A 13215-nucleotide genomic window follows, 5' to 3' on the forward strand; every position below is an offset into this window, starting at 1 on the left:
TTGTGGGGCGGAATTTGAGGATTTAAGAAATGCTTAAAATTCAAAGAATTGGGCAATTCATTGTATGAATTTATTATGGCATAGAAAAAATTTATAGCCTTAAAAATGTGCTGTTAGGCCACGTATCCAATTGAAATCAAAGATGGTTTTGACAGGCTAGTACTGTAAGTAATGCCGAGTGACTTTAACGTCAGCGAATCAACGCAACACGCATATGATCAATTCAAAATTTGACCAATTGGTATAAATCTGGCTTTTGGAGCCATAACAAGTTTTTATCCGGCTCATTAATCGGTTGACCTTACGCTAACGTGAGGGTATCTCGGCGTCCATCGAGGCGATGGTTAACGCGATTTAACAAATCCTCCAAAAACAGCCAGATCCTATTCTGGACGAAATGTGCACGTCGGCTCCAATTGGACCACCGACCCCAACATAATGCCTGCTCGACAAAGAGCAGCACCTTGCTTGTGGCGCGGGCGAGCGTCGCCTGGTGGCTGGATGTGCGTCAACATCCATCAGCCGCCGGGTCGGCGTTTGACAACCGCAACGGACCGGTACCCCCACTTTAACCGGTTCGATACAACCCATCGGCCGCAAGACTGCAGCACCAGGAAGAGTTTCTTCCTGGTGCTGTTTGTTTTTTCAAAAGGGGGCGTTCAGGCCGAAGCGTTACATGTTCGGATAATTCGGACCGCCGGAGCCTTCCGGAACCGTCCAGGTAATGTTGCCGTTCGGATCCTTGATATCGCAGGTCTTGCAGTGAACGCAGTTCTGGGAGTTGATCTGGAAGCGCGGCGCGTCCTCTCCCTCTTCGACCCATTCGTAGACACCGGCCGGGCAGTAACGGTTGGAAGGGCCCGCGTAGACATCGTGCTCCGACATTCTTTGCAGCGTGTCGTCGGCGACTTTCAAGTGAATCGGCTGATCTTCCTCGTGGTTGGTATTGGACAGGAAGACGGACGACAGCTTGTCGAAGGAAATCACGCCATCCGGTTTCGGATAGTCGATCTTCTTGCAGTCCTTGGCCGGTTTCAGCGTGTCCGCGTCGCGTTTGCCGTGCTTCAGGGTGCCGAAGAAGGAGAAACCGAAAAGCTCGTTGGTCCACATGTCCAGGCCGCCGAGCGCCACGCCGAGCACAGTGCCGAATTTCGACCAGAGCGGCTTGGCGTTGCGCACCTTCCATAGGTCCTTGCCGATCGGACTGTCCCGCCAGGCCTTGTCGTATCCGGAAAGCTCCGTGTGGGCTTCGCCCCGTCCAATGGCGGCCATCACCTCTTCCGCGGCCAGCATGCCGGACAGCATCGCATTGTGCGAGCCCTTGATGCGCGGCACGTTCACAAGTCCGGCTGAGCAACCCATAATTAGGCCGCCGGGGAAGGACAGTTTCGGTACCGACTGATAGCCGCCTTCCGTGATCGCGCGGGCGCCATAGGCGATGCGTTTGCCGCCCTCGAAGGTTTCGCGGACCGCGGGATGGGTCTTGAAGCGCTGAAATTCGTCGAAGGGAGACAGCCAGGGGTTCTCGTAGTTGAGATGGACGACAAAGCCGACGGCGACCTGGTTGTCTTCCAGATGATACAGGAAGGAGCCCCCGCCGGTTTTTCCGTCGAGCGGCCAGCCGAAGGAGTGCTGGACGAGACCGAGGTTGTGCCTGGCAGGGTCGATTAGCCACAGTTCCTTGATGCCGATTCCGAACTTCGCGAAGTCACTGTCCCTGGCAAGGTCGAATTTCTCGATGAGCTGCTTGGCCAGGGAACCGCGGGCGCCTTCCCCGATCAGCGTGTATTTGCCGCGCAGCTCCATGCCGCGGGTAAACATCGCGTTCGGCTCGCCGTCCCTTCCGATGCCCATGTCGCCGGTCGCGACACCCAGGACCTTGCCCTCATCGTCGAAGAGCAGTTCCGCCGCGGCAAAGCCCGGATAGATTTCTACGCCGAGCGCCTCGGCCTTTTCGGCCAGCCAGCGGCAGACGTTGCCGAGAGAGACAATGTAATTGCCGTGATTGTTCATCAGCTTCGGCATGAAGAGGTTCGGCAGGCGGATCGAACCGGCTGGGCCGAGAACGATGAAGTGATCTTCCTTGACCGCCGTTTTGACCGGTGTGTCTTCGCTTCGCCATTCCGGGAGGAGCTGGTCCAGGGCGATCGGATCGATCACGGCGCCCGAAAGGATATGGGCCCCGACTTCCGATCCTTTTTCCAGAACCACGACGCTCAGCTCTTCGCCTTTTTCGTTCGCAATCTGTTTCAGCCGGATGGCCGCTGCAAGTCCGGCGGGACCCGCTCCGACAATCACAACGTCGACATCCATGCTCTCGCGTTCGCCAAGCGCTTCTTGTTCGCTCATCGTCGTCTCCCTCTACCCCGCTTCTATGGCCCTCTTTGCCCTATTTTGCGCCGCAAAACACGACTTTTTTCACCGCCGATTGCGAAATTCGAGCTGAAAAGCCTTTCTGTGGCGCTCAGATAGACCAAAGCGCGGTCGATGCGTCAAGAGCAAAGAGTTACGTTTACGTAAACGTAATTTTGCGTTCGCCGCCATACCCTGCTTATGGAAAATGTGCACAGGTCTTGGAAAACCGCCACCCGGTAAAGGCCGCGTATACTCTTGTCTTGTGCTCTCGAGCCATCCGGCTATGTTCGGGAGCACCTTCAACAAAGGTCCCAATCCTTGCACCAATCGCCACAAGACCTGCGCCGGATCGAAGCTCTGCTGGATTTCTATATCGATTCCGGCGTGGACTGTTTTCTGGGCGAGGAGGTGGTGGATTGGTTCGAGCGGTCCAGACTCCAATCCAGTCAGACCCGTCATGCCGCGGCAGCGGCACCTGCCGGGCCGTCTGCCCGGCGCACAGGTGACGAGGAAGCATCGCGAGGGCCTGCTCAGGACCGGGGCCAAGCGGCTTTCCAACCGCCGGCGGCAGCACCTCCGGCGCGCGCGCCGCATGCCAATCCCGGCCAATCGGCGGCAGTACCGGATCAGGAAGTGATCGCGGCCGCGCGAGACCTCGCGGCGTCGGCGCAAAGCCTGGACGCGTTGCGGGCCTGCCTGGAAGCCTTCGACGGCTGCAATTTGAAACTGACGGCGAAAAACCTGGTGTTCGCCGATGGAAACCCCTCGGCTCGGGTGATGTTTGTCGGCGAAGCGCCGGGACGGGACGAGGATCTTCAGGGAAAGCCCTTTGTCGGCCGCTCGGGCCAGTTGCTCGATCGCATGCTGGAGGCAATCGGCTACGACAGGTCGTCCGCCTATATCGCCAATGTCGTTCCCTGGAGGCCTCCTGGAAACCGAACGCCGACGCCGCAGGAAACGGAAATCTGCAGACCGTTCATCGCCAGGCAGATCGCCTTGGTCGATCCGGATGTGCTGGTCTTCCTGGGAGCCGCCTCCGCCAAGACATTGCTCGGCGTCCAGGACGGCATCCGCAAGATGCGCGGCAAATGGATGACCTACCCGGCCGGAGGTAAGGAGATCTCGGCGATCGCCACCTACCACCCGGCATATCTCTTGCGCAGCCCCCTGGAAAAGAGACTTTCCTGGAGGGATTTCCTCGCCATTCGCCAATCGCTGTCGAAACAATAATCGTCCTCTACCTGGCCTCGCGTTAATTAGAATTTTAGGCTTGAGGTTGTAAAATCTGCCTAATGCATGGTGGTATGTGAGAGCTGATCTCCGATGGCGGAAAATGCGGGAGGAAGTGCTTCGGCCGTTTCGGCCCTTGTCGTCGATCTGGCGGACATGTCCTGTTTCGAAGCGGTTGCGCGCGACCTGAACAGGAAGGGATGCTGGATCGTCTCGGAAAAGGTCGATCTCCTGAAAAAGGAGGTCGGGCTTCGGCTGGACGGATTCGACAAGCTGTTGCGCGGCCAGGTGATCTCCTACGGCGACAACGAAGCCCAGATCTCTTTTCAGATCGACCGGGCAGAAACGGGCGAAAAGCGCCGGGAAATCCGCCGTCGGGTATTGATAACATGCAACGTTTGCGGCCGGACCACTCCGGTTTCACAAGAATGCCGGATTGTCGACGCCAGCAAGTCGGGATGCCGGCTTGAAGGCGACAAGCTGAACCGCCTGCCGCGGGACATCGATATCTTCATCCCCTCACTGGATCTTCCAATCGCCGCGCGGATCGTCTGGCGCAGACGAGACCAGGCAGGTGTCAGGCTGAACTGGCCCTTCGAACAGAGCCCCGAGCCGGAGGCTGACCTCGAGGCCGCGACAGAGGCCGTTCGCGAGCAGGCGCCATCAGTCGAACCGGCGCGCCGGCGCAACTTGAGGAAAAGGATCAGTGCTTTCGGCCGCTGAGACCGGACGACGCTCTGACGAAGGCGCCCGCCAGATTTCCGTTTTCCTTTCGGTCAGGCTTTGCAAGCTGTCTTTCAAGACATATATCGATCGAAGTTTCCCTCTTCCGTCAGGACCAATCCGCGTGCTTTCATCCATCCGTAAAATTCTTCCCAAGCGGTTTCGCGGCGACAGACCGGTCATTCCCGTCGTGCGTCTTCAGGGGGCTATCGGCATGGCGGCCAGCCCCATGCGATCCAGCCTGTCCCTGGCTTCCGCGGCAATTCCGCTGGAAAAAGCATTCTCCGTGAAAAAGGCCCCCGCAGTTGCCCTGATCGTCAATTCGCCGGGCGGATCGCCGGTGCAGTCGCGCCTCATTTTCCAGCGCATTCGCGATCTTGCCGCGGAAAAAGAAAAGGAAGTCTTGGTCTTCGTTGAAGATGTCGCCGCCAGCGGCGGCTACATGATCGCTCTGGCGGGCGACGAGATCTTCGTCGATCCGTCTTCGATCGTCGGCTCGATCGGGGTGGTGGCCGCCGGGTTCGGCTTCACGGAGATGATCAAGAAGATCGGCGTCGACCGGCGCGTCTACACCGCCGGGGATAAGAAGGTGACGCTCGATCCTTTCCAGCCGGAAGTTCCGGAAGACATCGAACATCTCAAAGCCCTGCAGCTGGAGATCCATGAGACCTTCATCGACATGGTGAAGTCGCGCCGAGGCGACGTTCTGAGCGATGATCCGGAGCTCTTTACCGGAAAGTTCTGGACCGGACGCACTGCCGTTCAACTGGGCCTCGTCGATTCCATGGGCGACCTTCACGGAGTAATCAGGAAACGCTACGGTGAAAAGGCCGAGCCTAAGCTGATTGCCACGCCCCGTGGCCTGTTCGGCCGCCGGCCCGCCGGCGTGGCCCTGTCCGGTGCACGGCTGACCGAAGGCCTGGGAGAAGATCTTATCGGCGCGGTGGAAAGCCGGGCGTTGTGGATGCGCTACGGCCTTTAAAAAGGCATAATGCTCTAGTGAACTTGCGCGCGAACGAAGGGGAACTTGGGATGACGGAACTGATTGGTGTGGCGGCCCTTGCGGTCGGCGGTTACTGGATCGTCCAGCGCGTCAAACGCAAGATGGCCGATATCGAAAACCAGATTTCCAGGGCCGCGGCGAAGGCCGATCCGAACGGTCGCGGCACGAAACTCGTTCTCGATCCCGAAAGCGGCAAGTACAAGCCGCAGGCTTGAGGCCGTCATACTGGACAGGCGAGGCGCCAGCCGGGCGTCCGCTTGGGATGACTTTCAAAAAGGAACCGTCAAAAGGAGCCGCAAGCCCGAGAGGCCTGCGGCTTTTGCTTGTGTATTGGGCGATGCTCATCCTGGCCTGGGGGCAAAGAACAGGCCCCAGCGCGCCGGAGCGTTGCGGGCCGTAACGGTCAATACCGCGACGGTCAGCGCAAGCAGCAAGACTTCGCCCAGAGGACTGGCAAGCCATATTCCGCGTTCACCGGCCAGATGCGGCAGGATCGCCACGAGCGGGAGGAAGAACGCATAGGGTTTGGCGAGGCCGAGAAGAGCGGCGCGCCGCGCATCGCCGAGGGCCTGAAAATAGGTTGCCACGACAAACAGCGGTCCCATCGCGAAATACATGGCAACCATGGTTGGCAGGATACGGGCAACGTCTCCGGCCACCGCGCTGTCGGCCGCAAAAAGAAACCCGAGCGGATACGCGAACAGCGACAAGGCCGTCTGGACCCCGGCGCAATACAGGAATGCTGCGGTTAGTCCGAGCCGGAGCGTATCGTCGGTGCGGTGCCAGAGCTTTGCGCCGTAATTGTTGCCGATCATGGCCTGAAGCGCCTGGGCGAGACCCAGAAGCGGCAGATAGGCGAATGTCATGATCCGTGTCACGATCCCGAAAGCAGCCACCGTGGTGCCATAACCGCCGTCGGCAGTCACTTGCAGCATGGCAAAGGTCGCTGTGGACCCGAGCGCGATCCCGATAAAGCTGAGGCTTTGCGGAGCTCCCAGAGCAAGCATTCGCGGCCAGTCGCGTGCCGATGGAGGCCGGACCAGCGCGCCGAACCCGAGATGTGTCCGGCCGCGCTTGCGGAAGACCAGCAACAAGGCCATCGCGAACATCTGTGCGAGCGCGGTCGCCCAGGCACTGCCGGCGACGCCGAAGTCCAGCGGGCCGATGAGAACATAGTCGAAGACAATATTGGCCACCGACACGAAAAGGCTGATGCCGGCCATGAGGGGCGCCCGGCCTTCGTTGCGCAACGCGTCCGCATTGACGGACAGCACGAAAAACAATGGCGAAAAGCAGACTGTAATCAGCAGATAGGCGTAGGACATGTCCGCGATGCCGGCCGAGCCGTTCGCGGCGGCAAGGGTAATAGCGCGGCCGAAAAGCCAGAACAGGGCAATGACCAGCGCGCCGGTCGAAAGCGCCAGCCAGTGGGCTCCTGCGAACACCGCTTGTGCCGCGCAGATCCGTTCACCGCCAAGGTGACGGGCAAGGATGCTGGACATGCCATTGGAGACAAGCGTCGCGAGGGCGACCAGCAGCATGTAGGCGGGAAACATCAAGGTGACGGAACTGAGAGCTTCCGGGCCGGCGAATAGCCCGAGGAAAACGGCATCCGTTACGGTCAAAAGGCCGTTCATGCCCATGACGAAAACGACCGGCAGCGCCGTCTTGAACAGAGTTGGACCCAGAGGTCCATGCGTAAACGCGTTTGTCCGGGAAATGTCTTGGGACATTCCATTCTCCAACAGAATTCATTTCGAAGTCGGAGGGGCTCGCATTGCCGTCCGCGCGAAATGCAGTGGGGAACGGAAGGGTCTTGCTATGTCAGATCTTCACCTGGACGAAATCGTCTGCGAGCGGCGGGCGCCTGAAACCTGCATCCTCGATACCGCCGTGAGGGGCGGGCGTCAACGCCGCGCCTTGGCCGGGGATTGGAAAGCCTCCTTGACCTTCCTCGCGCATCGTGGCACCTCTCGCCCGGAATTGGCGGGCTTCGTCCGCCTCTTAAAGCCAGATCCCGGAACTGATATCCATGTCGACGGAAACCGTGCCGGCGCATATGCGCCCGGAAAACTCCTTTCAAGGCCTGATCCTGACCCTGCAGCGCTACTGGGCCGACCGGGGCTGCGTCGTCCTGCAGCCCTACGACATGGAAGTCGGCGCGGGCACGTTTCACCCGGCAACCACCTTGCGCTCGCTGGGCCCCCGTCCGTGGAAAGCCGCCTACGTGCAGCCCTCGCGCCGTCCGACCGACGGCCGCTACGGCGAGAACCCCAACCGGCTGCAGCATTACTATCAGTTTCAGGTGATCCTGAAGCCGTCTCCGGCGGATCTTCAGGATCTTTACCTGAACTCTCTTTATGCCATCGGCCTCGATCCGAAGTTGCACGATATCCGTTTTGTGGAAGACGACTGGGAAAGCCCGACGCTCGGCGCCTGGGGACTTGGCTGGGAATGCTGGTGTGATGGCATGGAAGTGTCCCAGTTCACCTACTTCCAGCAGGTGGCGGGTTTCGAATGCACGCCGGTTTCAGGCGAACTCACCTACGGGCTCGAGCGCCTGGCCATGTACATCCAGGGCGTCGATAACGTCTATGAGCTGAACTACAACGGCATGGACGGCGCGGACAAGGTTACCTATGGCGACGTCTTCCTGCAGGCCGAGCAGGAATATTCACGGCACAATTTCGAACATGCCGACACGGAAATGCTGTTCCGCCATTTCAAGGACGCCGAAAACGAGTGCCGCGCCCTGCTGGAAGCCGGGGCGAAGGCGCGGGAAGAGGCCGGGGCGAATGTGCATCAGGTGGTCCTTCCGGCCTATGACCAGTGCATCAAGGCCAGCCATGCCTTCAACCTGCTCGACGCGCGCGGGGTCATCTCGGTGACGGAACGCCAGAGCTACATTCTCAGGGTGCGTGAACTCGCCAAAGCCTGCGGCGCAGCCTTCCTGGAAACGGAGGCCGGCGGCGTCGGCTATCACAATCAGGTGGCGGAATAACCGTTAGTCGACCGGCGCCTTCCGCGCGACTTCTCCCGGCCGGTCGAACATGGCCGGGCCGCCCCTCAGAATGACGCCGACGGATTGAAACGCGGGCCTGACGGAAGTGCCGTCCAGCCGCGGAGACGTCTGCAATACGGCGACTGTTTGCGGTCCCGGCTTCCGCACGAGCCGGCAGCCCAGTTTCGTTGACCCTATTTCAAGAACCATATCTTTCCTGACGCCGTAAAAACGGACCTCTTCGCTCTCGTAGCGAAGCGTGTTTTCGCTTTTCGAGCGCTTGAAGAGCGCGGTTTCTTGCCTGGCTTCCGGAAACCCGAGCAACGTCGCCGGGCCAGGGTCCCGCGGTTCGGCCATGACCGTGTAGGCCAGGTTTTCCCCGGAGCAGACATACCGTTCGGCGCGTGCGGCATCGAGCGAGCCGGCATCGATCGGCGACATCATCATCACGCCTGCCAGCGGGGCGACAATGGAGAGGCAGAAATGGTAGTTCATCGGTCTGACCCACAAATTACATTTGACGAGTAATTTCTAAGCCAGGCCGGGCCGCTCGTTTGTGTTCTGGATTACAGATTGGCGATTGGGAAAAGACAGATAACGCAACGCAGCCGGAGAGAAAGTAGCAGGCTGCCAGGATGACAAGTGCGGCATCGGCGGATAGCTTGGCTCGCATGTTTTATGGAGGATTTCATGGTTTTCGCCTGGACAGTGCTAACCCTGCTGATCGCACTCTCGGTTTTCGCGATCTTTCTTTACAACAGTCTGGTCAAGAAACGGCAGATGGTCGAAGAAGGCTGGAGCGGAATTGACGTTCAGCTCAAACGCCGGGCAAATCTGATCCCGAACCTCGTCGAAACCGTGAAGGGCTACGCCTCCCACGAACAGGAAACCCTGAACGCCGTTACCGATAAGAGGACCGCGGTGACGGCCTTGCCGAAAGACGATGTTGCGGGCCGGGCAAGGGCGGAGGGCGAACTCAGCCAGGCACTTGGCCGCCTCATTGCGGTTGCCGAGGACTATCCGGATCTCAAGGCCAGCCAGAACTTTTCCGACCTTCACGCCTCCCTGGACGAGATAGAACACGCCATCCAGCTGGCCCGGCGCTATTACAACGGAGCGGTCCGGGGATTGAATGTCGCCGTCGAAAGCTTTCCCTCCAACCTGATCGCCAATCAGTTCAATTTCGAGAAGGCCGAGTATTTCGAAATTGAGGATGAAGCTGACCGGGCCGTGCCGAAAGTGCAGTTCTGAGGGAGGCGAAGGATGGCTTTTTTCCGGTCTCTTCGGTGTGGCCTCGTCCTTGGCCTGCTGGTTCTAACGTTTGCCTGGCCCGCACAGGCCGACGAACGCATTCTGGATTTTGCCTCGAACGTGCAGGTTGGCCGAAACGGCACATTGACCGTCACCGAAACCATCAGGGTTCAGGCTGAGGGTCAGCAGATAAAACGGGGTATCTTCAGGGACATCCCCCTAACGGCCGAAGGTGCGGATGGACGGACCTACCGGGTTGGCTTCAAGCTGCTTTCCGTGCTGCAGGATGGCCGGCCTGCGCCGTACTCTCAAAGAGAAAACGGCTCAGGGGTTCGCATTTACGTCGGAGAAAAAGACGTTTTCCTTCAGGAAGGCGCTTATACCTACACCTTCAAGTATGAAATCGACCGCCAGATCCGTTTTTTCGAGACGCACGACGAACTCTACTGGAACGCAACCGGTCTGGAATGGGCGTTTCCGATCGACGAAGCCATTGCTCGGGTTGTCTTGCCTGAAGGGGGGCGGGCCGAAAAATGGACGGCCTTTACCGGGACATACGGGGAGACCGGGGAGAGATACGAGGCGAATTCGCAAAAGGGTGGTTCGGAAATTGTCTTTCGCACAACCGCGCCGCTGCCGCCCTATGCCGGGCTAACGGTCGTCGTGAGCATGCCGAAAGGCACCGTCCTGCCACCGTCCGAGGCCGAAAGGATTGGTTACTTTCTGAGTGATTACAGTTCGGCGCTGATCGGTGCTGGAGGGGTCATTCTTGTACTTGTCTATTACCTGGTCGCCTGGTGGATGGTCGGCCGGGATCCGCCGCGAGGCGTTGTCTTTCCAAGGTTCCAGCCCCCTGAAGGTATTTCGCCCGCCTTGTCGCGCTACATCGCTCAACGCGGTTTCGCGGACGGCGGCTGGATCGCCCTGTCGGCGGCATGTCTCAATCTTGCCGTGAAGAACCGCTTGAAAATCGAGGATAACAGCGGCGTCGCGACGCTTTCTCTTTTTGAACAGAACGCGGCGCACAGCCCGTCCGGTGCAGGTCTGCCTCGAGGCGAAGCCGCGGTCGAACGCTGGCTGGTCGGCCGAAACGGACCGGTCGCGCTCAGCAAGGCGAACGGACTTTCGATCAAGGCGCTGGGGACAAAATTTCGCAATGCGATCGAGAACGAGAACCGCAACGTGTTCTTCCGGTCGAACTGGGCCTACCTCGTTCCCGGAGGGCTGCTAAGCCTAATCACCATTGTCGCATTGTTTGCTTTCGGTCAGATGCAGCCCGGAGAGGAAGGTTTTGTCATTATCTTTCTCGCGTTTTCAGTCTTTGCCTCGGTCACTGCCTTGCAGGTCGGCAAGGCGGCTTTCCGGAAAGTGGGAATTCAGTGGCGACTGGCGCTGGTATTCCTCTTGTTCGCTCTGGCGGTGGCCGCGGTGTCGTTCGGCGCCTGGCACGTGAGTGGCGGTGTCGACAACCTCCCGGTGCTGCCCTTGATCGCAGCCGTGCTCGTGGCATTGAACCTTCTGTTCTTCTTCCTGATCGGAGCGCCGACGGCGCTTGGGCGCAAGGCGCTTGACGAGATTGAGGGCCTCGAAATGTATTTGTCGGTCGCCGAAAAGGAGCGTCTGAACATGAAGGACGCGCCGGACATGAGCACCGCGCATTTCGAGAAACTGCTGCCCTATGCCGTGGCGCTGGGGGTCGAAAGACCCTGGGCGACAGCTTTCGAAAGCTGGCTCGCGGCGGCGGCAGGGGCCTCGCTCGCAGCGAGCTACCATCCGTCCTGGTATTCGGGCGACGGTTTTTCCTCCGCCCGCATTTCCGACAACATCGCCAACACCGCGCACTCCATGTCCGGTTCGTTCCAGTCCTCGCTGCCGGTACCGAAGTCTTCGAGCTCCGGCTTCAGCGGCTCCTCGGGCGGGTTTTCCGGCGGCGGAGGTGGCGGTGGTGGTGGCGGCGGCTGGTAGCGGCCCGCCGTTTTCCTGGTCGTTGCGATTGGATACGGGTCAGGCCGCGTCGGTTTCTTTCGCAAACTTGAGTTGGCCGTTCGCCTGCTCGCTGAGCAACTGCAGAGCGTCATCGGCCGACACCGCCTTGGCATAAAGAAAACCCTGTCCGAAGCGGCAACCGTTGAGGTTGAGCGCATCGTGGATGTCGCTGGTCTCGATGCCTTCCGCGACCGCGTCGATCTCCAGGCCGCTGGCGAGAACGAGAACGGCCTCGATAATGGCCGAGCATTGCTTGTCGACCAGCATTCGTTCCGTGAAGGACTTGTCGATCTTGACTTTCTTGATGGGAAAATCGCGCAGGTAACTCAGGCTGGAATGACCGGCGCCGAAGTCGTCGAGTGCAATCGAAATGTTGGCTTCCACCAATTCGCCCAATATAAGCCGCGCGGCTTCAGGGTTCTTGACCAGGGACGTTTCGGTGATTTCCAGAACGAGCCTTTCCCCCGGAAAGCCGTTCTTTTTCAGGATCGACACGATCTGAGACGGCAGTGACGGGTCCTGAAGCTGCACCGGCGACAGATTAAAGGACAGATAGAGTTTCTCGGGCCAGCCCAGGGCGGCTTTGCAGGCCTTGTCGAGGAGGTGCTGTGTCAGTTCCGAAATGACACCGCAGTCTTCCGCGATCGGAATGAACTGGTCCGGCGGAACGATACCGAAATCCTGATCGGTCCAGCGCGCGAGCGCTTCGAACCCGGCGATGCGGCCTTCGTCCAGGTTCACGATGGGTTGAAAATGCGCCTTGACCTCATGATCCGCGATTGCCTGGCGCAACCGCTGCTCCAGCAGGGTCCGGTGCAATATGGACGCGTCCATGTCCACTTCGAAGAAACGGTAGGTCGATCGTCCGGCGGACTTCGCGCGGTAAAGCGCGATGTCGGCCCGGCGCAGCAATTCGCTGACCGCGTGTCCGTCATGCGGATAAACCGCGATCCCGATTCCACTTCCTATCGCAATGCGCCGGTCGCCGAATTCGAAGTGCTCGCCGATGCGCGTAAGCAACCGCCTGGCGAAACCGGAAGCTTCCGATTTTTCCTTGAAGACCGGCGAAACGACCGCGAATTCGTCCCCTCCGAGCCGGGCTGCGAGCCCTTCGTCGCCGATGACTTCCATCAGGCGCTCGGCGAAGCTGCGTAGCAAGGCATCGCCGAAGGCGTGACCGTAAACGTCATTGATGGGTTTGAAGCCGTCCAGATCCAGCATCATGACCGCTCTGAAGCAGTCGGGTTTGACCTCGCGCGTCATTTCCGGAAAGGCTTCCAGAAGACGCCTGCGGTTGGGCAGACCTGTCAGGGGATCGTGTTGGGCAAGCGCCAGGGCTTCCGAATGCGCGTAAGAGCGGACCCGCAGTTCCTTGCATAGCTTCCGCGTAGCCCAGATGCCGATGCATAAACCCACCAGGGCCAGACTCAGGAGAATGCCTGTGGCGAATTCGTGCAAGGGGTAAACATGATCGAAATCACGGCCGTAGATTAGATGCGGCACAAGCTCCAGGCTCAGATAGAGCCCGACGGCCAGAACGAGAAGGGCAACCATGGACCGTGTCAGAAAGCGGTAATCCGTGGGTAGCCTGTATTTCACTTGGGGTAGCCCTAAGTCTCGGTTCATCCTCTTGCGCAGAGTTTCTCACGTATTTCTTGAAGAAAAA

11 protein-coding genes are annotated in these 13215 nt (G+C 59.4%); 7 read left to right on the plus strand and 4 right to left on the minus strand.

Translation table 11 applies throughout. The features are described 5' to 3' along the window. Positions 1 to 672: 672 nt before the first annotated feature. The gene (locus JF539_RS02400) at positions 673 to 2349 is read right to left on the minus strand and encodes an electron transfer flavoprotein-ubiquinone oxidoreductase (protein WP_207138759.1); all 1677 of its coding nucleotides are present in this window, start codon (positions 2347 to 2349) and stop codon (positions 673 to 675) included. Between the two features lie 324 nt (positions 2350 to 2673). Between JF539_RS02400 and JF539_RS02405 the strand changes: the two genes are divergently transcribed. The 4 genes from JF539_RS02405 (at position 2674) to JF539_RS02420 (ending at position 5526) form a co-directional block, all read left to right on the plus strand. Beyond that, positions 2674 to 3585: a uracil-DNA glycosylase gene (locus tag JF539_RS02405; protein WP_209016970.1), complete on the plus strand. Its 912-nt coding sequence runs from the start codon at positions 2674 to 2676 to the stop codon at positions 3583 to 3585. A 93-nt stretch (positions 3586 to 3678) separates the two neighbouring features. Next, positions 3679 to 4308 (plus strand): PilZ domain-containing protein, encoded by a 630-nt coding sequence (locus tag JF539_RS02410; RefSeq protein WP_207138760.1) that lies wholly within the window; start codon positions 3679 to 3681, stop codon positions 4306 to 4308. 124 nt (positions 4309 to 4432) lie between these two features. Next, the gene (locus JF539_RS02415; protein WP_207138761.1) at positions 4433 to 5290 is read left to right on the plus strand and encodes a S49 family peptidase; all 858 of its coding nucleotides are present in this window, start codon (positions 4433 to 4435) and stop codon (positions 5288 to 5290) included. A gap of 50 nt (positions 5291 to 5340) precedes the next feature. Continuing rightward, positions 5341 to 5526, plus strand: coding sequence for a hypothetical protein (locus JF539_RS02420; RefSeq protein WP_207138762.1), 186 nt, complete (start codon positions 5341 to 5343; stop codon positions 5524 to 5526). A gap of 126 nt (positions 5527 to 5652) precedes the next feature. Here the strand turns inward: JF539_RS02420 and JF539_RS02425 are convergent, their stop codons facing one another. Continuing rightward, positions 5653 to 7044, minus strand: a complete 1392-nt coding sequence (locus JF539_RS02425; protein WP_207138763.1) for an MATE family efflux transporter — start codon at positions 7042 to 7044, stop codon at positions 5653 to 5655. A 326-nt stretch (positions 7045 to 7370) separates the two neighbouring features. On the opposite strand from JF539_RS02425, the gene JF539_RS02430 reads away from it, so the two are divergent. After that, on the plus strand, positions 7371 to 8312 hold the full coding sequence (locus JF539_RS02430) for a glycine--tRNA ligase subunit alpha (RefSeq protein ID WP_419247674.1): 942 nt from the start codon (positions 7371 to 7373) through the stop codon (positions 8310 to 8312). A 3-nt stretch (positions 8313 to 8315) separates the two neighbouring features. Here JF539_RS02430 and JF539_RS02435 read toward each other — a convergent pair whose 3' ends face one another. Beyond that, positions 8316 to 8807 carry a hypothetical protein gene (locus tag JF539_RS02435; RefSeq protein WP_207138765.1) on the minus strand — a complete coding sequence of 164 codons (492 nt, stop codon included), beginning with the start codon at positions 8805 to 8807 and terminating at the stop codon, positions 8316 to 8318. A 195-nt stretch (positions 8808 to 9002) separates the two neighbouring features. Between JF539_RS02435 and JF539_RS02440 the strand changes: the two genes are divergently transcribed. Together JF539_RS02440 and JF539_RS02445 are read left to right on the plus strand one after the other, a co-directional pair. After that, positions 9003 to 9563 carry a LemA family protein gene (locus tag JF539_RS02440; protein ID WP_207138766.1) on the plus strand — a complete coding sequence of 187 codons (561 nt, stop codon included), beginning with the start codon at positions 9003 to 9005 and terminating at the stop codon, positions 9561 to 9563. 12 nt (positions 9564 to 9575) lie between these two features. Next, positions 9576 to 11528 (plus strand): DUF2207 domain-containing protein, encoded by a 1953-nt coding sequence (locus JF539_RS02445; RefSeq protein ID WP_207138767.1) that lies wholly within the window; start codon positions 9576 to 9578, stop codon positions 11526 to 11528. Positions 11529 to 11567: 39 nt separating this feature from the next. On the opposite strand, the gene JF539_RS02450 is transcribed toward JF539_RS02445, so the two are convergent. Further along, positions 11568 to 13148 (minus strand): putative bifunctional diguanylate cyclase/phosphodiesterase, encoded by a 1581-nt coding sequence (locus JF539_RS02450; RefSeq protein WP_209016971.1) that lies wholly within the window; start codon positions 13146 to 13148, stop codon positions 11568 to 11570. Positions 13149 to 13215 lie beyond the last annotated feature (67 nt).

The sequence above is a fragment of the Roseibium aggregatum genome (assembly GCF_017309185.1).
Lineage (GTDB): Bacteria > Pseudomonadota > Alphaproteobacteria > Rhizobiales > Stappiaceae > Roseibium > Roseibium aggregatum_B.